We start from the raw sequence: 21,489 nt of genomic DNA, 5'->3' as shown, positions 1-21,489 counted from the left end.
ATTCTGTATTCTTCATCAACAGCTATTCCGGCTTGAAAAACGCTGAAACGCAGATATCTGCCGGTTTAACGGTGAACCAGCGGACCGCGTGTGTGAAGCAAAACAGTGTCTTTGATTTCTGGCGGCGGCCTCGGTCAGGCGGCCTCGACGTGGTTCTCCACGAGCCGATCGATGTCCCTGTCGATCTCGTCGATCTCGTCGGTCTGTTCGTCGACGGCCTCGGCGATCTCGCTCGTCCCGGCCGCCGTCTCCTCGGCCGACTCGATCACCTCCTCGACCATCGTCGTCACCTCCTCGGTGCCGGCGGCCTGCTCGTCCGTGGCGCGCGCGACCTCGTCGATCCCCTGGTCGACCTCCTCGACGACCTCGTCGATCTCCTCGAATATCTCCGTGGCCTCCTCGACGGCCGTGACGCCCCGCTCGATCCGCTCGTTGTTCTCCTCTAGGCTTTCGACGGCGGCCTCGGTCTTCGTGTGGATCCCGTCGATCATCGACTCGATGCTCGCGGCCTGCTCCTGTGAGTCCTCCGCAAGCGACTTGATCTCGTCGGCGACGACCCCGAACCCGTCGCCGCCGTCGTCCACGCGTGCGGCCTCGATAGACGCGTTGAGCGCCAGCATGTTCGTCTGCTCCGTGATCCCGTTGATCACCTCGATCACCTCGTCGATCCGCCGCACGCTCTCCTGAATGGCCTCGACGTCGGCCGTGACGCTCTCGGCCGCGGCACTGATCGCCGTCATCGCCTCGCCTATCTCGTCGGCCGACTCCGCCCCCGAGGCCGCCAGTTCGCGGGCGTCGGAGCTGGCGTTCGCGACCTGCTCGGATGAGGCGGCGATCTGCTCGACGGCGGCGCTGAGGCTGCCCACCTCGTCGCCCACCTGTCGCATCGCCTCGTGTTGCTCGGCGACCTGGTTCCGGATCGCGTCCACCTCCTGGGCGATCTCGACCGAGGACCCCTGTAGCTCCGCGATCGAGGTCTGGATCTCGCTTGCGGCCTCGACGTCGAAGCCGTCGTTCCGGTCGACGCCCTCCCTGATCTCCTCGTCGATGTCGACGTCGATGTCCTCGTCGATACCGTCCTCCGTGACCGGTCCATCGGAGTGTTGAGACGACACACACGCGCCAGCGGAGCCTCCGACAAAAGTCCGGCGCGCGAGCTATCGGTATCGATTACGGTTCGGCGAGCACGGGGGTGCCCGCGACGGATTCGCCGCGCGTAAACCGCATATCGCGATATCCAAATCGGACCGCACCGGGGTCGAACTCACGACGGGTTCTGCGAACCCTCTGGTCGTGGATGCGGGCGGAGAGGTGGCCGGGAGTCCCCGTACCGGAACGTACACGCTGACTCCGCGGCGACTCGGGGTCCGACGTGGGGACGCCCCGGTCAGTCGTCCGCGACGGCGGGGGCGTTCGGCGTCTCCGGCCCCGCTTCGGCCCGTTCGTACCCCGGCGCCCACTCCAGTTCCTCCTCGTAGTGGAACGCGCGGTGGTCCCGGGTCGGGTCGACGACGGTAAGCGAGAGCCAGTCGTTGTCCAGGAGTTCGGTCACCTCCTCGTGGTCGGCCAGGACGTCGGCGACGCGGTCGACCGGGGCGTGGACGACCGTCGAGAGGCGGAGCGGCTGGTGGTACGGGTCGTCGTCGGCGGCCATCAGCGACTGGAGGGGGAGCCCGGTCATCAGGTCGCCGCCGTTGCCCTGGTAGACGCCGACGTTGCCGACGGGGTTCTGGGTCACCTTCGACCCGCTCCCGTAGACGGCGTTGTCGACCGTCGAGAAGTAGTACTGGGCGTTGATCCACTGGGTGACGACCATGGGTCCCGTGAGGATCGCTTCGAGCGCGTCGCCCTCGGGGTCCGTCGACCAGTCGTACGAGTGGAGGAAGGCGCGGCCGTCGAGGTCGAGGTCGCTCGTCAGTTCGCGGGGGCCGACGACGAAGCCGGCGTTGCCGGCCAGCCCCCACTCGGGACGCGTCTCGGCCCAGTCGGCGGCACGCCGTTCCGTCTCGTCGACGCCCGTCGAGGCGGTGCCTCCCATCGACTCAGCGCGCTCGGCGGCCGCGTGCTCGCGTGCCGTGGCGAGGTCCGCGCGCAGCCGTTCGAGGTCCGCCGCGTGGCTCTCGGGGACGTCGCCGTCGTACAGTTCGACCTCGTCGGTCGTGGTGTTGTGCTGGCCGGCGAGGAAGACGGTGTCCTCGGGGATGTCGAAGCCCCGGTCGCGGAGGTCGGCCCTGACGTCGTCGTCGTTACAGATCGTCGCGAGGACGCGGGCGTTCGGGCCGCCGGGGTTGCCGGCACAGGCGCCGCAGTCCAGACTCGAGTCGAAGGGGTTGTTGGCCGTCTCGCTCGCGTGGCCCGTGAAGACGACGAGGCGGGCGAACCGGTCCCAGCCCATCAGGTCGAAGGCGGCCGCGGCGTACTCGACCTGCTCCTCGTGGGTCAGCCCGACCGGCAGGTCGCCGGCGTAGGAGTGCTGGTGGTGGACGACCTGCTCACAGAACTCGTGGGTGTCGGGGACCGCGTCGCCGGCGGCGTCGAGGAGGTCGCGGACGCGGCCCGGAAGGAGGGTCCGGGCGGCGAGCGCCAGGCCGTACCCGCCGCCGGCGCTCTCGACGAAGCCGAACGCGGTGGCGGGGTTCGTCTTCAGCGTCCCGACCACCTCGCTCGCGGCCTCGCGGAGCCCCGACCGGCGGTCGTGCGTCGCCTGCGTGTCCCTGTCGGTCGGCACCTCGGGGACGCGGTGTTGTGGCTCGAGGATCGGCGGGCAGGCGTCGACCGACACCTCCGAGTCGTATCCCCGGTACTCCATCGGGATGCCGAAGAAGCCGGCGTAGCCGTGCGTCTCGTAGTCGCCGGCCTCTTCGACGTGACGGCGGAGGACCTCCGAGCGCGTGTCGATGCAGAAGACCAGCTGTGCGTCCGGGCGGCCGGCGTCGTCGTCGTCGGCGGCGAGCGCCTCGCTCTCGTCGGCGACCGCCTCGACGACCTCCGTGCGGTAGCTCCGTTCCCAGGCGCTCAGGAACGCCTCGGCGAGGTCGTCGGCCTCCTCGGTCCCGGCGCTGTCGGCGCCGGTCGACGGCTCGACGTCGACGCCGAAGGCGTCCAGCAGCGCGAGGCGGACCGCGAGATAGCCCTCGAGCGTGGCGGGGTACGCGGACTGCCAGGCGCCGTCGTCGGCGGCGCGCTGTTTGAGGAAGCCGGTCCACCCGGGGAGCGCGGCGAACTGCTCCTCGAAGACGGGCACCCACTGGCTCTCGGGGTACGGCTCCAGCACGGACTCGATGGCCTCGATCGGCGACTCCGGCAGGTCGGCGACGACCCCCTCGTCGGGGATCCGACCGTCGTACGTCGCCACCGACCGGAAGGCGCTGTAGAACCCGTCCTCGCGGTTCGGCATCGGCCACTTCGCCCGGCCCTCGTCGAGGAACGCCGAGAGCCACTTCGTCAGCACGTGGTCGGCCCGCTGGGCGTCGGCGGTCGGGCGCTCCGACTCGACGCCGGTGTCCATGCGCTCCAGCAGCGTCTCGGGGTCCTCCTCGTAGCCGCGCTCGGCCAGTTCCGACTCGAGTACCCCGGGGTCGATCTGTCCGTCGTCGAGGGCCGCCCGGAACGTGTCCGGGCTCGGGTAGCCGCGGCCGCCGAGGAGGTCCGCGGCCTGGGTGACGGCCTCGCCGAACGGCATGTCCTCGAAGCCCGAGAGCGGGTTGGCCGTCACGAACGAGTGGATCGGCCAGACCGACCCGACGGTGGTCGCCGCCTTCTCGATGCCGTCTTCGACGGTCGCCTCGGTGCTCTCGACAGTTCCTTCGGTGTTCTCGATAGGTCCGTCAGTACTCATTGTAGTCCTCCGTGGCGGTCAGCACCGTATCGGAAGCCGGTTGGCTGGCGTTCACCAGCGCGACGTAGAGGCGGCTGCTGCGCTCGTGGACTCCGGTCTCTATCGCGACGTACACGGCGAGGAAGCCGACGGCGACGAGCACGTGGAGCGCGCTCAGTTCGGTCGGGGCCGAGACGACCGGGAGTCCGGACAGGACGCCCGTAACCGCCTCGTAGACGAGCGCGTAGACGGTGATCGCCGGAACGAAGACCAGCGGGACCGCGACGTAGCGGGCCGTCCTCGGAAGCGAGGCGTGGTCGACGGCGGTGCGAGCCGCGTGCAGCGTCGTGAGCACGACGAACAACACGAGCAGGAGCCCGCTGTCGAGGCCGGTTCCCTTCCCGGTGAGCGCCGCGAACAGGGCGCCGCCCGCGAGGCCGGTCGCCAGGACGACCGCGGCGCCCGCGAGACTCGTCCCGCGGGGATCGCCTTCGGTCGGGCCGGTGTGTTCGACCCGTCCGCCCGCGGAGAGGAAGTGATACGCCTTGTAGAAGCCGTGCAGGACGAGGTGGGTGACGGCGGCCCCGAAGAAGCCGAGGCCGGCCTGCATGATCATGAAGCCCATCTGTCCGACCGTCGAGCAGCCCAGTTCGGTCTTGACGTCCGGCTGGACGGCTTTGAGCAGCTTTCCGAGCAGGGCGCTCGTCGCCCCGACGACCACGATCCCGAGCATGAGGGCGGCGTCGGCGGTCACGACCGGGGCGAACCGGGCGAGCAGGATGCCGCCCGCGTTGACGAACCCGGCGTGCATCAGCGCCGAGGCGGGCGTCGGGGCGGTCATCGAGGAGAGCAGCCAGCCGTGGAACGGGACGAGCGCGGACTGGATCATCGCCGCGAGGACGAGCGCGGCCGCGGCGACCACCCACACCGGCCCTCCGAGACCGTCGGCGGCGACGATACCGGAGACCGTCGTCGCGCCGGTCGCCCACCACAGCGCCGCCAACGCCACGCCGAGGAGCGCGCTGCTGGCGAGGAAGGACCTCCGGGCGACGCGCGCGGCGGCCCGCGCCTGCGGCCAGCCGTCGACGGTGCCGATGAGTTCCGCCATCAGCAAGCCCATCGCCAGCCACAGGGCCGCGAACAGGGCGACGTGGTCGGCGGCCACGAGCCCCATCACGGCGGCCGTGAACCCGAACACGGCGAGGAAGAAGTCCGTCTCGTGGGCGCTCCCGGCCATGTAGCGGCGCGAGTAGCTGTGAACGATACCGCTGAAGAAGGTGACGACCACCCACATCAGCACGGTCAGGCCGTCGACGGCGACCACGGCCGGGACCTCCCACGGGCCGCCGAACCGGACTCGGGCGACGAGGGCGGCGAGGCTCGCCGCGAACAGCGACCACACGAGCCACGTCAGTGCACCGGGCACGGACGACGATTCCGCCGTCGTGTCCGGGAGCGCTCCGACCGTCCGTTTCGAACTGTGTCCTGTCATCGTTCAAGCCAGCGTACGACCGTCCCGCCGACCGGGGAGAGAACGGATCCCGATTCCGGTCGTCATCGTCTCACTGAAGAACAGAATGCCTATTAATTCTATCTATATTCACAAACCGTTCGAAGAACGCCCATTATAGAACATTATGTTTTCCGGAGGGAACGAGGGAGACGGTCGGCGTCGCAGGTCGGGGCCGGGGTCTCTCGACACGAGCCGGCGTGTCCGTCGAACGGGCTCCCGGTCAGGGATCGTCTTCCTCGCGCTTCTCGGGATCGAACTTGCCGAAGGGGGTCGTCTCATGGGTTCGCACGAGCACCTCGTCGGCGACGGTGAGCCCCATGTCGATGAGCTCCTGGGCGACGGGTGTGATGTCGCTGTCCGTCTCGCCGACGACCGTCACGAGGAGGTTCTGTTCGCCGGTGACCAACTCCTGGACCGAGACGACGCCGTCGATGTCCAGGATGTCGGGGATCCGGTCACCGCGTTCGGAGATCGAGGCGGTACAGAAGAGCAACATCCGGAGCGGATAGCCCGACCGCTGATAGTCGACGCTGGCGCTGTACCCCTTGATCACGCCGTCCGATTCGAGACGCTGGATACGCTTGCGGACGGTACTGTCAGAGGTACCGGTCCGCTCCGCGATGTCCCCCGAGGACATGCTTCGGGCGTCCTCCTGGAGCGCATACAGGATCGCCTTGTCGACGTCGTCGATCTCCTCGTCGGCCATGTCGGTGTGTCCGAGAGGCAGGCACTTTACCTTTTGACGTCGGGTACCTCGGCCGAGTTCTCCGCCTGCGCCCGCCTGACGGCGGATCTCGGCGCCGATACCGAACGACGGCGGCCGCGTCGGGAACCCTCCGGCGTACACGACCGACGCATCGGGAACGCCGGGCGCGACGTCCGGCGGTCCCGCCGTCGGCGCGGGCTCAGTCGTCGCCGCCGTAGCGTCGGGCCATGACGGGCCCGGGCGACTCGTACTCCTCGCCGTGTCGGACGCAGGCGCTGACCCGGCCGGCGTCGTCGACGGCGTGGCGGTCCGGGCGGCGCTCGTCGCAGACGGACCCGAACGTCTCGGCGAGGATCGCCGTCGCCTCCCTGTCGTTCCCGCGGCGTGCGGCGTCGACGGCGGCCTCGACGGCGGCGCGCGCGTCGCCCGACAGGAGCGGTTCGTCCGGGCCGACGCCCTCGGCGGCCGCGCCGCCGTCGGGGTGCCACCCGAACAGGTCCGCGACCACCTCGTCGATGTCGTCGGCGCCCGCCGCGAGCCCGAGGCGACGCTTCACCAGCTCCGTCAGCCCGGTCTCGGCGTTCGCGCGCTCGCGGAACACGGTGTGGAGCGCGTCGAGCCGTTCCCAGGCGGTCCCCGAGAGGTGGTCGAACTCGTCGGGTCGGACCTTCGCGGGGCAGCGCGTCGCGAAGCGACACCCCGACGGCGGGTCCCGCGGCGACGGGGGCGTCCCGCGCAGCGTCACGCGGTCCCGGTCGGTCCCCGTGTGGCTGCCGGGGATGGCCGACAGCAGCGACCGGGTGTACGGATGCGCCGGGTCGGTGTACACCGCCTCCGTGTCGCCCAGCTCGACGATGTCGCCGAGGTACATCACGGCGACGCGGTCGGCGATGTGGCGCACGACCGAGAGGTCGTGGGCGATGAACAGGTACGTCAGCCCGAGGTCCTCCTGGAGGTCCTCGAGAAGGTTGATCACCCGCGCCTGCACGCTCACGTCGAGCGCGGACACCGGCTCGTCGAGGACGATGAACTCGGGTTCCAGCGCGAGCGCGCGGGCGATGCCGACGCGCTGACGCTGTCCGCCCGAGAACTGGTGGGGGTAGCGGTAGTAGTGCTCCTCGTTGAGCCCGACGAGGTCGAGCAGCTCGAACACGCGCTCCTTGCGCTCGGATCCGGTCCCCCAGTCGTGGGCGTCCAGCGGTTCGCGGACGATCTCGCCGACGGTCATCCGGTCGTTCAGGCTCGCCTCCGGGTCCTGGAACACCATCTGGGCGTCGCGCTGCCACTCCCGAAGCTCCCGTCCCGAGAGGCTCGCGACGTCGCGGCCCTCCGAGACGACCTCGCCGCCGGTGGCGGTCTCAAGCCCGAGGATGGTGCGGCCGAGCGTCGTCTTCCCGCAGCCGGACTCGCCCACAAGCCCGAGCGTCTCCCCCTTCCGGATGTCGAAGGAGACGCCGTCGACCGCCTTCACCGGGTCGCCGCCGAGGAAGCCGTCGTCGTCGTAGTACTTGCGCAGGTCGCGCACCTCCACGAGCGGGTCGCCTGCGGCGGTCGAGCCCGTCCCGTCGGCTCCCGCCCCGGGGTCCGGCGCGACTGGCCCCGTCCCGCCGTCGGCGTCGTCGCTGCGACTCACTGCCGCTCACCCCCGTCGGCCGCGGCGTCGTCGCCGTCGGCCGCGGATCCGGAGTCGTACGCGACCTGATCGCGGTCGTACCCCTCCTCGTGGAGCAGGCACGCCGCGGTGTGGTCGGGGGCGACCCGGATCGGCTCCGGGTGGACGCGTTCGCAGGCGTCGAACGCCTCCGGACAGCGGTCGGCGAACCGACAGCTCGTCGGCTCGCTCGTCGGCGTCGGGACCTCCCCCTCGATAGTCGGGAGGCGGTCCCCCTTCGCGGTCCGCCCGGGGATCGACCCGAGCAGTCCCCGCGTGTACGGGTGCGCGGGAGCGTCGAACAGCGTCCCGACCGGCGCCGACTCCACGATCTCGCCCGCGTACATGACGTTCACGCGGTCGGCGGTCTCCTCGATGACGCCCATGTCGTGGGTGATGAACAGGATGGCGAGGTCCTCCTCGCGCTGAAGGTCGTCGAGGAGCTCGAGGATCTGCGCCTGGATCGTCACGTCGAGCGCCGTGGTCGGCTCGTCGCACACCAGCAGGTCGGGGTCGCACGCCAGCGCCATGGCGATGACGGCCCGCTGGCGCATCCCGCCGGAGAACTGGTGTGGGTACTCCGTCACGCGCCGGGGGGCGTCCGGGATGCCGACCGCCTCCAGCAGCCGGACGGCCTCCTCGCGGGCCGCACCGCCGCGCAGCCCCTGGTGGATCCGCAGCGCCTCGCGGATCTGGTTGCCGACCGTGTACACCGGGTTCATCGAGTTGATCGGGTCCTGAAAGACGATCGAGAGGTCGCCCCGATGGGGATCCCAGTTCCCGCCGGTGAGCTCCTCGCCGCGAAAGCGGATCGAGCCTGACTCGATCACGCCCGGCGAGTCGATCAGCCCGAGGATCGACCGGGCAGTCACGGACTTGCCGGACCCGGACTCGCCGACGACGCCGACGGTCTCGCCCTCGCGGACGGTGAAGGAGACGCCGTCGACCGCGCGGATCGTCTCCTTGTCGGTGTGGAACACGGTCGTGAGGTCCTCGACGGCCAGCAGCGGCTCGCCGCCCCCGCCGTCGTCGGCGCGCCGGCCCGCGGTCGGCGCCATCAGGCACCACCCCCGCGGCCGCCGGCCTCGCCCTCGGCGGAGTCGGACTCCGGATCGATCGCGTCCCGGATGCCGTCGCCGAGCGCGTTGAACCCCGTGACGACGAGCGTGATCAGCAGCCCGGGGATCAGGCTGATGTGCCAGGACGCGGTCGTGACGTAGTCCTGCCCGGCGTTGACTGCGCGCCCCCACTCGGGCGTCGGCGGGTCGACGCCGAGCCCGAGGAACGACAGGCCGGCGATCGCGATGATCGCGCCGCCGAGCGTCATCGACCCGTAGATGAGCAGGTAGCCCGTGATGTACGGGAGCATGTGCTTGCGCATGATCGCGCCCGGCGACTGCCCGAACGAGCGGGCGGCGTCGACCCACTCCTGCTCGGAGACCTGTAGCGCGGGCCCGCGCAGCGACCGCCACATGTACGGCCACCCCGTCCCCGCGAAGATGAGCGCGAGGACGAACGCGCCGCTGTAGAGCTTCCCGATCCACGTGCCCGCGAGGACGACAGACAGCATGATCAACAGGAGCAACTGCGGCATCCCCATCACGGAGTCGGACAGGAGGACGAGGCCGTCGTCCACGCGTCCCTTGTAGTATGCCGACAGGAGCGCGAACACGGTGGCGATCCCCGCCGACAGCCCGACCGACAGCAGCCCGATCACCAGGGAGATGCGCGACCCGGCCGCGATGAAGGTGAAGAGGTCCTTGCCCGAGGGCAGGGTGCCGAACGGGTGGAACCGGCCGTAGTCGTCGTAGCTCCACGGTCCGACGTTGGTCTGGAGGGTCCCCTTCGACTGCGAGCCGAGGTTCGCCTCGCCGACGGACGCCTCGGCGACCTCCGACCCGGTCCAGTACTGAACGGTGTGGCTGTAGGGGTTCGCGAGGTTCTGGTCGACGGTCGTCGGCCCGAGCGCGGGCGCGAACACGGCCATCGTCACGAACATGAACACGACCGCCAGCCCGAACAGCCCCCAGGTGTGGCCGCGGAGGCGGTCGACGGTGTCGTCGCGCGGGGTCCAGTCGGCGACGCGGTAGTAGGTCCGGTACCACTCGAAGCCGACGTACGCCCAGATCAGACAGGCGAACGCGTAGGCGTACACGAGGCTCACACGGACCAGCCACGCCCAGGCGGGCTGTAGCCCCAGGAACGTGCCGACGTACCGCGAACCGTTCCAGTAGCCCTGGTTCGGGATCGTCTCGCGCGACAGCAGCGTGGGGACGTTCCCGGCGGCGTCCGCCAGGCCCGCGACGGCGCCGGGGTCGTACGCGCCGGGGATCGCCTTCAGCAGGTCCGCGAGCAGCCGGAGGGTCACCTCCGCGACAGCTCCGGCCTCGACTAGGAGGAGGAGCACGGCGACGCCCACCCAGACCGCCGCGGGCCGGGGGTACGCCGCGAGCCGCGACCGGAGGGGATCGGCGTCCGCGTCCGCGAGCACGGACTCGGAGCCTGTGATCGAACTCATCGGTTCAGGCCTCCTCGTACCCGACGCGCGGGTCGATGATCGTGTACAGGATGTCCTGTGCGATGTTGATGACGAGCATGAGCACGATGAATACGAACATGAGCGTTCCGACCAGCGGGAGGTCGCCCTGGATCGCGGCCTTGAAGAACAGGAAGCCCATCCCCTGGATCCCGAAGACCGACTCCACGAGGACGGAGCCGCCGATGAGCAGGAACGCCTCGCTGGTGATGATCGGGACCAGCGGCACGAGCGCGTTGCGGAGGATGTGTTTCCAGACGAGGACGCGACGCGAGACGCCCTTCGCCCTCGCGAGGTCGATGTACTTCTCGTTTCGCGTCTCCAGGACGGCCGTGCGTCCGATCCGCATCTCGTTGCCCATCGACGCGGACCCGAGCACGAGCGCGGCTGGGAGGATCTTCTTGATCGCCGCCAGCGTCTCCCCCGGCTGAGTGACGAGCGCCCACGGCTGCCCGGCCATGTAGCTCAGCTGCGGGTTCCCCGTGACGCCGGAGGGGAGGTCGATCAGGAGCGTGTCCCAGTCGAACCCGAACAGCGTCTCCGAGGACACCAGAAGCGACAGCAGGATGACCGCGAGCCAGAAGTTCGGCATGGCGCGCCAGACGATGCCCGAGACGGACGCCAGGTAGTCGGCCAGGGTGTTCGAGCGTAACCCCGCGTAGAAGCCGAGCGGAACGCCGACGAACACGGCGATCACCACCGACCAGAAGCCGAGCCAGACCGTCCGCGGGAGGAAATCCATCACCAGGGCGTTCACGTTCGACCCGGGGTACAGCAGCCACGTCTGGCCGAGGTCGAGCGTGAACAGGTTCGTCATCCAGTCGACGTAGTGTTCCAACGGCGGTCGGTCGAGGCCGAGCTGCTCGCGGGCCGCCTCGTAGCGCTCGGTGTTCTGCGTCTGCGTGTTGCTGAGGACGTTCGCCGCCGGGTCGATGGGGCCCTGGAAGATGATGTACCAGGTCATGCTGGTGCCGAGCCACAACACCGGCACCGACATCAGCAGTCGTTTCCCCAGGTATCTCCACTTGCTCATTTGTCAGAGTCGTTTGAAGGGTATCGGGACGTTCGGACGCGTCCGAAAAAACGTTGTCAACTCCGCACGGTTCGACGGGAGGGACACGGGACCTTACTCCCGTTCGATGGTGACCGTGTTGAACGTCTGGTCCTCCATCGTGCCGGCCATGCGGACGTCGACGTCCTGCGACCAGAGGCGCTGGGTGACGGTGTGGGTCGTCGGCAACTCCTGAACCGTCTCCCAGTTGATCTCCTCGAGGATGTAGTACGCCACGTTGCGTGCGCGCTGCTCCTCCTGGCCGGGGCCCTTGTTGGGCACGTAGTTGTTGAACCACCCCTCGTCGGCGATCTTCATGTACTCCGTGAAGTCCGGGCCGCTCGCGGTCGGCGTCGAGGACGAGTAGCCCGCGGCGTCGATGGCGTTCGCGAACTCGTCGGGCGTGACGTCCTCGATGAACACCGAGGCGGTCCCCTGGCCGTCGGTGTCGGAGGCGGGCGTCACCGAGACGTGGTTCGACTCGACGGCGTCGGGCAGCTCCCCGAGGAGGTCCTCCTTGATCGTCTCGGGGTCGTTGCCGTTGAAGTCGAGCCCGGGCGCGTCGACCCGGTAGGTCCACCGGGTGAACATGAACGAGGGGTCCTCGTACGGGTGGAGGAACCGCAGGAAGTTGTCGGACTCGGGCCACTCCATCCCGTCGCCGAGCGAGAACATGTCCATCTCCCCGTTGATCGCCTTCGAGATGATGGTGCCGAAGTCGGCCTTCGTGATGTCGATCTCGATGTAGGCCGCCTGTGCCTTGTCGCGGATGCGCTTGGCGATGGAGTCCCACGCCGAGTTCCCCGAGAAGACGGTGAACTCCATGCTGTAGGTGTTGTTCTCGCCGTACCCGGCCTCCTCCATGACGGCCTTCGCGTCCTCGATGCGCGTCTCGCCGATACCGTAGGGGTAGCCGTCGGAGCCCACGTCGAGTTCGCTTCGGAACCCCTCCTCCGCGTGTTTGTCGTAGTTCTCGACGGGGTCCTCCTCGCCGCGCTTCATGAACACCGGCGGCGGCGTGAGGTGGTACGCCGGCTTCGGGAGCCCCTTGTACACCTGCTGGGCGATCTGCTCCTGGTTGAGCAGGTACGCGATGGCCTTGCGGGCCGGCTTCTCAGTTCGAGCGCAGTTGAAGACGATGTAGTCGGTGTCGAGGGCGGTCGCCTCGCCGTAGTTCACCGTCCGCCCGTCGTCGAGCGTGTACGTCCCGGTCCGGTACGTTCCCCGGTTGCGTTCGATGCTGCGGTTGTCCGGGTTGAACTGCGCGGTCGGGAAGTCGTTGAGGATGTCCAGGTTGTCGTTGACGAACCGCTGGTAGCGCGTGTTCGCCGAGCCGATCACGGTGTAGGTGATCTCGTCGATGTACGGGCCCTCCCCCCAGTAGTCCTCGAACCGCGAGAGGGTGATAGCGTCACCCTTGCTCCAGGAGTCGACCTTGAACGGGCCGGTACCCGCGAACTGCGGGCCGTCCCCCGAGGTAGAGAAGTACTCCTGGTACTCGTACTCGCCCTCGTACATGAGGCCGTCCAGCCCGTGTTTCTCGTAGTCCTTCGGGTACGCGACCGAGTTCGCGGGGATCACGCCGAACGCCCCGCCCGCTATCTGTGAGATCACCGCGTGGAACGGCGTCTCCATGTCGAACTCGAAGGTGTAGTCGTCGACCGCGCGGACCGCCAGGGAGCCGGGGACGTAGTTCGTCACCGACTCGCCGGTGTTGCCCTCGTGCTGGAGGGTGAACGTCGAGCCGACGATGTCGTCTGCGTTGCGGGTCTCCTTCGCGCCCGCGAGGCGCTCCCACGAGTAGACGAAGTCCTCGGCGGTCAGCTCCTGGCCGTCGTGGAACGTCACGCCCTCGCGGAGGGTGAACGTGTAGGTAATCCCGTCGTCGGAGACCTGATAGTCCTTCGCGAGCGACCCGACCGGCGGGAGGTCGCCGTTCGGGAACGTCATCAGTGACTCCTGATACTGGTTGTAGCCTGCCCCCGACCCCTTCGCGTTGACGGGGTCGAGCGTTTGGATCGGTCCCGGCGAGGCCATCCGGAGCGTCCCGCCGGTGTAGGACTTCTCCGGCTCCGGTGTCGCCGTCGCCGTGTCCACCGGCGTCTGCGTCGCGGTATCTGCCTCCGTGGACTGTTCGTTCGGTTGGTTGCCGGAGCAGCCCGCGAGCGCCGCCGCAACGCCCGATCCTGCCGCCGTGAGGAAGCGTCGCCGGGTGGTGTCCTCGGACATCACCTGCATACCCGGACAGGTATCCGAAATACCTTTTCATCGATCGGTACAGACGACTATGTTCGTGTGTATAGCCCGCTGTATCGCGGATCGACGGCTCGCGTCTCGGTTTCGATAGCCGACGGGCGGAAGGATCGTCCGACGACCGCTCCCGCATCGGCGGTGTTTTCCCGTCCCCGTCCGGACGCCGCCACATGGCATCCCCCGTCGAGCGCCCCGGCGCGCCGAGCGGTTCGGTCATGGCCCGCCTCGCGCGCCCCCGCACGGACGAACGGACACGCGTCGCCGTCATCGCCGACCCGCACCTCTCGACGGAGGAGCGCGGAACCTCGAAGCTGTTCGACCGCACCGAGGCGCACGTCGCGAACGCCGTCGCCGACATCGCCGAGCGCGACGTGGACGCGACGCTGTGCGTCGGCGACATCACGAAGGACGGCGAGCCGTGGAACTTCGACCGGTTCGACGAGCTGATCGCCGACCTGGAGGCGCCGTTCTACTCGATCCCCGGAAACCACGACGTGCCGAAAGAGGGGTACGACCACGAGAACCTCCCCGTGTCGGCGTTCGCCGACCGGTACGCGCCGGCGGGCGAGGGATTTCCGTTTCACGTCGCCATCGGGGGGTTGGACGTGATCGGACTCAACACGGCCGGAACCGCGGAGTGGCTCTACGACTCGCACGCCGGACGCGTCACGGACGACCAGCTGGCCTGGCTCGACGAGACGCTCCCGGAGACGGAGACGCCGCTGGTGCTCGCGCACCACAACCTCCCCGCGATGTCCGAGCAGGTGCACGAGCACCGCGACCTGGCGGAGCCGGACATGTTCGTCCCGCCGGAGATGGAGGACCCGGAGCCGTTCGCGGAGACGCTGGGACGCCACGACGTGCCGCTGCTGCTGACGGGTCACCTCCACATGCCCTCGGCCGCGCGGCAGGGGTCGCTCCGGGAGCTGATGATGCCGACCACCTGCTCGTTCCCGCAGGGCTACTGCCTGCTCGACGTCGGTCCCGAGGGGACGGAGGTCCGGTTCGTCCCCGTCGCGGACTTCGAGGGGACGGTCGTCGGCCACCGGGAGCGGTCGAGCGACTCCGTGACTGCGCGGGGACTGACCGCCATGGCCGCCGCACGGCTGGCGCAGTTCCCGCTCGTCGAGGAGTAGGGTGGCCGACCCCGACAGCCCCCCCGCGGACGACGGCGCCGGGCGGGACCGGGACCGGCCGGACCCGCCGGAGGTCGTCGCCGTCGGCGCCGCCACCGTCGACCGGACCTACCGCGTGAGCAACCTCCCGGAGGCCGACGGCGGCGCCTACGCCGACCGCGTCGAGGAGTCGTTCGGCGGCGTCGGCGCGAACGTCGCCGTCGCCGCCGCGCGCCTGGGCCGCTCGGCCGGCCTCGTCGCCCGCCTGGGGGAGGACGACGTCGGCGCGCGTGTCGCCGCCGACCTCGCCGACCGGACCGTCGAGACGGCCCGCGTCCGGCGGGCGGCCGGCACGAGCACGCACTGCGTGATACTGCGCGACGGCGACGGGAAACGGAGCATCGTGACCGCCGGCGACTCGGCCCGGCGCCTCCGGCTGGACGCCGCCGACCGCGCGTACCTCGCGGGGACGGACGCGGCGTTCCTCACCGCGTACAACCCCGAGCCGGTCCACCGCGCGGCGCTCGACCTCGCCGCAGGTGGCGACCCCGGGGCGCCGCCGGTCGTGTTCGACCTCTCGGGGCCGCTGGCCGAACTCGAGGGACGGGGGGCGACCGAGGCGACGGTCGACCGGTGGGTCCGGGCCGCGGACCTGTTCGTCGTCGGCGAGGTGGCCGCGGAGGCGTACCTCGGGTGTACCGGCCGCGAGGCGGCCGAGGAACTGCGCGCCCGCGGCGCCGACCGCGTGGCCGCCACCCGCGGCGAGGCGGGCGCGTTCCTCGCGGACGACGACGGCGTCCACGAGGTGCCCGCGTTCGACGTGGACGTCGTCGACGAGACGGGCGCCGGCGACGCCTTCGTCGCCGGCCTGATCGACCGGTGGATCCTCGCGGGCGAGGAGCCGCGCGACGCCGGCCGGGTCGCGGCCGCGGCCGCGGCCCTGAACGTCACCGCGGCCGGGGCGCGCGGCGGCCTTCCCCACCGGGCGGAGGTCGAGGCGTTCCTGACGGAGCGGTAGCTCCGATTCGGGCCGCAGTCGGTCGGTTCTCGCGAGACCACGGTCGAAGACAGATCCGACCGACGCGGAGCCGTGCCGATGCATCGTCGTCGACGCGGGCTACTCGTGGCCGCGGGCGGCGTCGACGAGGTCGCGCACGCGCGACTCCGAGACGGGGTTGCCCACGTCGCCGTCGTCCTTGAGCGCGGTGCCGACGATGACGCCGTCCGCGAGGTCGAGCAGGTCGCTCACGGAGTCGGCGGTCACGCCGCTGCCGACGAGCACCGGCGTGTCGAGGTCGTTCGCGTCGCGGCGCTCGACGGCGTGCTCCAGGTCCGAGCGGTCCGTCTCGTGCCCGGTTCCGGTGCCGCTGACCACGACCGCGTCCGCGAGGCCGCGCTCGACGCCGTCGGCGACGGACTCTGCCGTGAACCCGCGGGCCGCGATGGGCGCGGAGTGTTTCACGTCGTGGTCGGCGAGGACGGCCACGTCCGCGTCGAGCCGCTCGCGCAGGCGCATCGTCTCGTGGGCCTTCCCCTCGATGACCCCCTGGTCCGTCACGCGGGCGCCGGTGTGGACGTTCACCCGCACGAAGTCCGCCCCGGCGGCCGCCGCGACCGAGAGGTCGGCCTCGGCGTCGTTTCGGAGGACGTTCACGCCGACGGGCACGTCGACCGTCTCGACCACCGCGCGCGTCGCCCGGGTCATGCTCGCGACGACGTGCTTGGGCACGTCGTCCGGGTAGAACGGCGCGTCGCCGAAGTTCTCGACCATGACGGCGTCGACGCCGCCGGCGGCCAGGCGGCGGGCGTCGCGCTCGGCCGCCTCGAGGATCCCCGCCCGGTCGCCGTCGAACCTCGGCGCGCCGGGCAGCGCCGGCAGGTGGACCATCCCGATCACCGGCCGTCGACCGTCCGCGAACAGCGAGTCGAACATGGTGCCCGGTTCCGGGGGTCCGGGCGTGAGTCTGGCGGTTCCGCGCGCTATCGTGTCGTTCGTCGATCGACTGAATACCGACCGGGCCGGACCGGATACATCCTATTTCGCGATATCGAATGTACGGGCCGCGGACGATCCGGTTCCCGGGCAACCACCTGACGCTCGGGAGTCGGCGATCGACGTCCGGAACCGCGGTCGGTGGTGTCGGCAGACACCGAGCCCGCCCCCGATCAGGAGACGAACGAGTCGATCGTCTCCGGCCGGAACTCGAACCTCGCCCCCCCCTCTGACGACTCCGTGACGGTCACGTCCCACCCGTGGGCGTCGGCGATCCCGGCGACGATGCCGAGGCCGAGGCCCGTCCCGCCGCCGGCGGAGAAGCCGAACTCCAGGACGCGCTCGCGGTCGTCCTCGGGGATGCCGGCCCCGTCGTCGGCGACGGCGAAGCCGTGGTCCGCGGGGAGGTCGTCGACGACCGCCGTCACGTCCCGGCCGCCGTGTTCGACGGCGTTGCGGAGGAGGTTCTCAAGCAGCGTCCGTACCCGCTTGGGGTCGCCCTCCACGACGGGGTTCGCCTCGACGCGCAGGTCGGCCCCGTCGGCGTCGACGGTCGACCAGGCCGCCTCCGCGGCGTCGCCGACGGCGACGGGTTCGGGGTCGGTCACCGGGTCGTTGACCCCCCGGAGCGACTCCAGCGAGACGACCAGTTCGTGCAGGCGGTCGACGCCGCTGGCGACGGAGTCGAGGTGGCGACGGCTCCGCTCGGCGCCGTCGGGGAGCGCCTCCCGTGCGAGGTCGGCGCGCCCGTCGATCAGCTGGATCGCGTTGCGCGCGTCGTGCGCGACGGTGCTCGCGAGCGACTCCAGCCGGTCGCGCTCCTCGCGGAGGAGGCGCTCGCGCTCGGCGAGGTCGGTCACGTCCTGCCAGACCCGGACGACGCCGCCGGCGTCGCCCGGGCCGCCCCCGTGGGGAACGTGGACGACCTCGAAGGACCGGACCCCGTCTTCCGCGTCCATCTCGACGCGGTGACGCCGGTGGGATCCTTCCTCGATGGCACGGTCGGAGCGCTCCCGCACCTCGTCGGCGACGCCGTCGGGGAGCACCTCCCGGTCGCTCGCGCCGAGGATCTCCCCGCGGGGGCGGCCGAGCAGGTCGGCACAGGCGCCGTTCACGAGGCGGTAGCGGCCGTCCTCCAGCACGGCCATCGCGTCCGTTGCGTTCTCGACGAGGAGTTCGTACCGCTCCGCCTCGGCGCGCCTGTGCTCGGACTCGGTGACGTCGGCCACCGTGACGACGACGAACCGGGGATCGCCGTTCGCGTGGACCGGCGCCGCGTCGACGACGATCAGCCGCCGGGTACCGTCGGGGAACTCGATCGCGTGGTGGACGTCGTAGACCGGTTCGCCGGTCGACACCGCCGTCCGGTAGGCGAGTTCGTCGTCCGCGTACCGCCCGTCGAGGTCGACGATCTCCCAGTCGGGATCCGGGTACGGCCGCGCGTCCGCCGTCGAGGAGGGATAGCGGGCGGACTCCCCCTCGGGGTCCAGTCGGAGCAGCTCCCGGGCGCGCTCGTTCGCGTACACGATCCCGTCGTCGGTCACGTCGACGAGCAACACCCCGTTCGGGTTCGTCTCCAGCACCGTGCCGAAGAGGCGCCGCTCCGCGCGGAGGGTCTCCTCGGTCCGGTACTTCTCGACGGCCTCGCGGACGCGGTTCGCGAGCAGCGTCGTCGCGTCGGCGTCACCCTTCCGGACGTAGTCGGTGACGCCCGCGGAGATCGCCTCGCTCGCGACCGCCTCGTCGCCCTTCCCCGTGAACAGGAGGAACGGGAGGTCGGGCTCGGCGTCGCGGACGGACCGGAGGAGGTCCAGCCCGTCGCGGTCGGGCATGTCGTAGTCGCTGACGACGCAGTCGACGCTCGGCTCCGCGTCGGCGACGATCGCCTCCGCCTCGGCGGCGGCGGCCGCGGTCGAAACCGTCACGTCGTCGAGTTCCTCGGTCAGGACCCTCGCGAGGAGGTCGCGGAACCCCGGCTCGTCGTCGACACAGAGGACGTGCACGGGGCGTGCTGTCATCTCCTTCCGGTTGCGACCCCCTTCAAATAACGTTGGTCATCCCGACAGCGTCGGCCGGACCGCCGGCGGGAGACCCGCCGCGACGAACGTCCCCGGTCACTCGGGCGCGAGCGCGGTGTCGACGCCCTCCGCCAGCGCGATCTCCAGCGACCGCGTCGCCCGCGTCGCCTCCGCCTCGTTCTCCATCAGCACGGTCTCGCTCGGGAACAGGTCCTCCCCGAGCACGAGGCCGTGTTCCCGGGCCGTTCCCCCAGTCACCGTCAGGTACACGCCGAGGCCCGTCTCCGCGATGGCGGCCTCCTCCTCCTGGCCGGGGTCGGGGTAGACGAACTCGACGCCGTCGAGCGCGTCCGTCCCCAGCACCGCCTCGACGAGGCGCTCGTACCGCGGAGAGATGCACAGCGGGCCCTCGTAGTCGGCGACGAACGACCGGTCGAGGTCGACGCCCGCGGGGAGCGTCTCGGGCGTCGCCATCAGCGTGTGGCGGACGGTGTCGCCCAGTCCGGTCGCCACCCGCACGTCCGTGTCGCGGGGGTCGATCCGGGCGTTCACGTCCGAGAGGTCCGACAGCCCCTCGCGCTCGATGCCGACGACCTCCTCCAGCACCAGGTCCGCCGAGTCGAACCCGAGGGCGAACTCGTGGGTGCGCAGCGCCCGGAACGGCTCCTCGCGGCCGACGAGCAGCACGTCGCGGTCGTCGACGGCCACGAGCGCGGAGTCGAAGACGACGCGTCGCGGGTGGCCCTCGCGGTCGTCGCGCATCAGGGTGTACTCCGGGCCGCGACCGGCCGCGTCGCTGTACTCGGCCAGCCGGTCGTACACGTCCCGTTCGTCGCGGTTCCTGCCCTTCGTGACGGCCTTCTCGTACCGCAGGGTCGAGGACACGTCGTCTGCCAGCGCCGCCGCGTCGTCGCCGGCGACCGCCGCGATCCGTTCGAGGGCGGCCTCCAGCGGCCGCCCCTTCCGGGGCACGGCGACGGAGACGGGTCTGCTCATTGGCGGACTCTGGGTGCCCCCGTGCAAAAGCGGCGCGTTTCGTCCGGGCCGGCGGCCGGGCTACTCCCCGTGGTCCGCGTCGGCGTCGTCGCCCCCCTCGGCGGCGGCGCCGCCGGGACCGAACACCGACGAGAGCCGCTCGCGGAACTGCTCGAACTCGGCCAGCTCGTCGTGGACGGCCTCCATCTCCGCGCGCACCTCCGAGAGCTCGTCGTCGACCATCGCCGACACGGACTCCACCTCCTCGCCGAGGTCGCGAAGCTCCTCGCGCACCTCCGCGACCGCCTCGTCCTCGTCGGCGACCTCCTCGGCGAGGTCGTCCAGGTCCGCGCGGACCTCCGCGAGCGACGACTCGAGCTCCTCGCTCGTCTCGGCGAGGTCGTCGCCCCACGAGTCGACCTCGTCCCAGAGGGCGTCGATCTCCTCGTCGGTGGACGCCAGCTCCGAGCGCACCGTCTCGACGTCCTCGTGGAGGTCGGCGCGCTCGTCGGCGGCGTCGTCGAGCTCGTCCCACGCCGTCTCGATCGACTCGTCCAGCTCGTCGAGGTCGGCCTGCAGGCCGTCCATCCACTCGCCGGCGATGCCGTTCTCGTCGATGAACTCCTCCATCGCGTCCGCGTAGGCGGCCATGTCCTCGACCTTCGACTGGAGCCGCGAGATGCGGGCGTCGACGCTCGTGGAGTGGTCCAGTTCGAGTTCCTCCTTCAGCGTCTCGCGGTCGGCCTCCGAGACGGTTCCGGCCCGGAGTTCCTCCGCGAGCGCGGCCGCGACGCCGCCGGCGGCCGCCCCAGCGCCGGCGGCGCCCGCGGCGCCCGCCGAGCCGTCGCCCGGTTCGACGTCCGCCTCGTCGCCTCCGGCCTCGTCGGCGCCCGTGTCCGGCTCGCCGCCTCCGGCCTCGTCGGCCCCGTCGAGGTCCAGCGCGTCGTCGACCCCGCCGGCGGGCTCGGCCGGGTCGGCGGCGGCATCCGCCTCCGTCCCGTCGGCCTCGCCGGCCTCGCCGGCGTCGTCAGTTCCGTCGACGGCCGGCGCGTCGAGGTCGTCCCCTTCCCCGTCCGGCCCGTCGTCGACGTCGAGTTCGAGGACGTCGTCCGCGGCGTCCTCGTCCGAGTCGTCGGCCTCTTCCGCCGGCTCGGCCGCCCCGGCGGCGTCGGCGTCCAGCCCGAGCCCGTCGTCGCTGTCGGCGTCGCCGTCCGCATCGAGGGACAGGGGTTCGTCGGGGGTGTCGGCGGGGGCCGCGTCGTCCTCGTCGGCGTCGTCCGCGAGCGGGTCCGCCTCGTCGACGCCGAGGTCGGCCTCCGCGCCGGCGAGGTCGATCCCGCCGTCGTCGTCCGTGTCCACGTCCGCTTCCGCTTCCGCGTCGTCGTCCGTGTCGGGGTCCGCGTCGTTGCCGGCGAGCACGTCCCGGACGGCCTGCGAGGAGTCGTCGCCGATCACGTCCGCGACGTCGCCGACGGGGTCCGCGTCCTCGGCGACCTCCGCGACGGTCGGCTCGCCGAGGAAGCGCGTCCCCTCGTCGGGGTCGTCGGTCCGGATGCCGTAGACGGTCGTCACCTCCTCGCCGGGGTCGAGCCGGCGCCGGTACTCGACGCGGTGGTCCTGGTACGCAGTCCAGTGTTCGGACTCGTACTCCGGGTGGAAGCCGATCCGGTCCATCGGGAAGTCCTCCGGGATCTCGTCGACGAGGCGGAACTCCGTCGGGTCGTCCCGGTCGGACCGGAGCGTGAACTCGATCGCCGGGACGGGGAACTCGTCGGCGGTGAATCGCTTCTCGACGGTCACACCGTCGGCTTCGACGGTGACGGCGTCGTGCACGTCGGACCCCTGGGTCATGGATACAGGG

Annotated in this window: 15 protein-coding genes; 2 read left to right on the top strand and 13 right to left on the bottom strand. The window is 70.7% G+C overall.

Translation table 11 applies throughout. The features are described 5' to 3' along the window. Nucleotides 1-134: 134 nt before the first annotated feature. The 9 genes from ACQUQ1_RS14120 to ACQUQ1_RS14080 all read right to left on the bottom strand — a co-directional run bounded on the left by ACQUQ1_RS14120 (nucleotide 135) and on the right by ACQUQ1_RS14080 (nucleotide 13,503). Nucleotides 135-1,115, bottom strand: a complete 981-nt coding sequence (locus ACQUQ1_RS14120; RefSeq protein WP_435064945.1) for a methyl-accepting chemotaxis protein — start codon at nucleotides 1,113-1,115, stop codon at nucleotides 135-137. Nucleotides 1,116-1,387: 272 nt separating this feature from the next. After that, nucleotides 1,388-3,838: a DUF2309 domain-containing protein gene (locus ACQUQ1_RS14115; RefSeq protein WP_435064944.1), complete on the bottom strand. Its 2,451-nt coding sequence runs from the start codon at nucleotides 3,836-3,838 to the stop codon at nucleotides 1,388-1,390. After that, nucleotides 3,828-5,309 carry a proton-conducting transporter transmembrane domain-containing protein gene (locus tag ACQUQ1_RS14110; RefSeq protein WP_435064943.1) on the bottom strand — a complete coding sequence of 494 codons (1,482 nt, stop codon included), beginning with the start codon at nucleotides 5,307-5,309 and terminating at the stop codon, nucleotides 3,828-3,830. The genes ACQUQ1_RS14115 and ACQUQ1_RS14110 overlap by 11 nt, the downstream gene beginning before the upstream one ends. A 241-nt stretch (nucleotides 5,310-5,550) precedes the next feature. Further along, the gene (locus ACQUQ1_RS14105; RefSeq protein WP_435064942.1) at nucleotides 5,551-6,036 is read right to left on the bottom strand and encodes an Lrp/AsnC family transcriptional regulator; all 486 of its coding nucleotides are present in this window, start codon (nucleotides 6,034-6,036) and stop codon (nucleotides 5,551-5,553) included. A gap of 199 nt (nucleotides 6,037-6,235) precedes the next feature. Beyond that, a complete protein-coding gene (locus tag ACQUQ1_RS14100; protein ID WP_435065039.1) occupies nucleotides 6,236-7,567 on the bottom strand; it encodes an ABC transporter ATP-binding protein in 1,332 nt (443 codons plus the stop codon). A 98-nt stretch (nucleotides 7,568-7,665) separates the two neighbouring features. Then, entirely contained in the window at nucleotides 7,666-8,745 is a 1,080-nt protein-coding gene (locus tag ACQUQ1_RS14095) for an ABC transporter ATP-binding protein (protein ID WP_435064941.1), read from the bottom strand. Beyond that, entirely contained in the window at nucleotides 8,745-10,205 is a 1,461-nt protein-coding gene (locus tag ACQUQ1_RS14090; RefSeq protein ID WP_435064940.1) for an ABC transporter permease, read from the bottom strand. Before ACQUQ1_RS14090 ends, ACQUQ1_RS14095 begins: the two co-directional genes overlap by 1 nt. Nucleotides 10,206-10,209: 4 nt before the next feature. Then, nucleotides 10,210-11,256, bottom strand: a complete 1,047-nt coding sequence (locus tag ACQUQ1_RS14085) for an ABC transporter permease (RefSeq protein WP_435064939.1) — start codon at nucleotides 11,254-11,256, stop codon at nucleotides 10,210-10,212. 93 nt (nucleotides 11,257-11,349) lie between these two features. Further along, nucleotides 11,350-13,503, bottom strand: coding sequence for an ABC transporter substrate-binding protein (locus ACQUQ1_RS14080; protein WP_435064938.1), 2,154 nt, complete (start codon nucleotides 13,501-13,503; stop codon nucleotides 11,350-11,352). A gap of 194 nt (nucleotides 13,504-13,697) precedes the next feature. On the opposite strand from ACQUQ1_RS14080, the gene ACQUQ1_RS14075 reads away from it, so the two are divergent. Together ACQUQ1_RS14075 and ACQUQ1_RS14070 are read left to right on the top strand one after the other, a co-directional pair. After that, nucleotides 13,698-14,663 carry a metallophosphoesterase family protein gene (locus ACQUQ1_RS14075; protein ID WP_435064937.1) on the top strand — a complete coding sequence of 322 codons (966 nt, stop codon included), beginning with the start codon at nucleotides 13,698-13,700 and terminating at the stop codon, nucleotides 14,661-14,663. Between the two features lies 1 nt (nucleotide 14,664). Next, nucleotides 14,665-15,660: a carbohydrate kinase family protein gene (locus tag ACQUQ1_RS14070; RefSeq protein WP_435064936.1), complete on the top strand. Its 996-nt coding sequence runs from the start codon at nucleotides 14,665-14,667 to the stop codon at nucleotides 15,658-15,660. Nucleotides 15,661-15,759: 99 nt separating this feature from the next. Here ACQUQ1_RS14070 and ACQUQ1_RS14065 read toward each other — a convergent pair whose 3' ends face one another. The 4 genes from ACQUQ1_RS14065 to ACQUQ1_RS14050 form a co-directional block, all read right to left on the bottom strand. Next, nucleotides 15,760-16,575, bottom strand: coding sequence for a BtpA/SgcQ family protein (locus tag ACQUQ1_RS14065; RefSeq protein WP_435064935.1), 816 nt, complete (start codon nucleotides 16,573-16,575; stop codon nucleotides 15,760-15,762). A 233-nt stretch (nucleotides 16,576-16,808) separates the two neighbouring features. Then, nucleotides 16,809-18,653, bottom strand: coding sequence for a response regulator (locus ACQUQ1_RS14060; RefSeq protein WP_435064934.1), 1,845 nt, complete (start codon nucleotides 18,651-18,653; stop codon nucleotides 16,809-16,811). 96 nt (nucleotides 18,654-18,749) lie between these two features. Continuing rightward, the gene (locus ACQUQ1_RS14055) at nucleotides 18,750-19,649 is read right to left on the bottom strand and encodes a hypothetical protein (protein WP_435064933.1); all 900 of its coding nucleotides are present in this window, start codon (nucleotides 19,647-19,649) and stop codon (nucleotides 18,750-18,752) included. A 60-nt stretch (nucleotides 19,650-19,709) separates the two neighbouring features. Then, the gene (locus ACQUQ1_RS14050; protein ID WP_435064932.1) at nucleotides 19,710-21,479 is read right to left on the bottom strand and encodes a hypothetical protein; all 1,770 of its coding nucleotides are present in this window, start codon (nucleotides 21,477-21,479) and stop codon (nucleotides 19,710-19,712) included. Between the last annotated feature and the right edge of the window lie 10 nt (nucleotides 21,480-21,489).

This window comes from Halobaculum sp. EA56, assembly GCF_051195075.1.
In the GTDB taxonomy this organism is placed as follows: domain Archaea; phylum Halobacteriota; class Halobacteria; order Halobacteriales; family Haloferacaceae; genus Halobaculum.
The sequence above is the reverse complement of the archived record's forward strand: the minus strand, read 5'-3'. Positions and strand labels throughout refer to the sequence as shown.

Excerpts from the sequence above, each read along its gene's own strand:
- ACQUQ1_RS14115 (WP_435064944.1), bottom strand. The coding sequence starts at position 3,838 with ATGAGTACTGACGGACCTATCGAGAACACCGAAGGAACTGTCGAGAGC.
- ACQUQ1_RS14110 (WP_435064943.1), bottom strand. The coding sequence starts at position 5,309 with ATGACAGGACACAGTTCGAAACGGACGGTCGGAGCGCTCCCGGACACG.
- ACQUQ1_RS14105 (WP_435064942.1), bottom strand. The coding sequence starts at position 6,036 with ATGGCCGACGAGGAGATCGACGACGTCGACAAGGCGATCCTGTATGCG.
- ACQUQ1_RS14095 (WP_435064941.1), bottom strand. The coding sequence starts at position 8,745 with ATGGCGCCGACCGCGGGCCGGCGCGCCGACGACGGCGGGGGCGGCGAG.
- ACQUQ1_RS14090 (WP_435064940.1), bottom strand. The coding sequence starts at position 10,205 with ATGAGTTCGATCACAGGCTCCGAGTCCGTGCTCGCGGACGCGGACGCC.
- ACQUQ1_RS14085 (WP_435064939.1), bottom strand. The coding sequence starts at position 11,256 with ATGAGCAAGTGGAGATACCTGGGGAAACGACTGCTGATGTCGGTGCCG.
- ACQUQ1_RS14080 (WP_435064938.1), bottom strand. The coding sequence starts at position 13,503 with ATGTCCGAGGACACCACCCGGCGACGCTTCCTCACGGCGGCAGGATCG.
- ACQUQ1_RS14075 (WP_435064937.1), top strand. The coding sequence starts at position 13,698 with ATGGCATCCCCCGTCGAGCGCCCCGGCGCGCCGAGCGGTTCGGTCATG.
- ACQUQ1_RS14065 (WP_435064935.1), bottom strand. The coding sequence starts at position 16,575 with ATGTTCGACTCGCTGTTCGCGGACGGTCGACGGCCGGTGATCGGGATG.
- ACQUQ1_RS14060 (WP_435064934.1), bottom strand. The coding sequence starts at position 18,653 with ATGACAGCACGCCCCGTGCACGTCCTCTGTGTCGACGACGAGCCGGGG.
- ACQUQ1_RS14055 (WP_435064933.1), bottom strand. The coding sequence starts at position 19,649 with ATGAGCAGACCCGTCTCCGTCGCCGTGCCCCGGAAGGGGCGGCCGCTG.
- ACQUQ1_RS14050 (WP_435064932.1), bottom strand. The coding sequence starts at position 21,479 with ATGACCCAGGGGTCCGACGTGCACGACGCCGTCACCGTCGAAGCCGAC.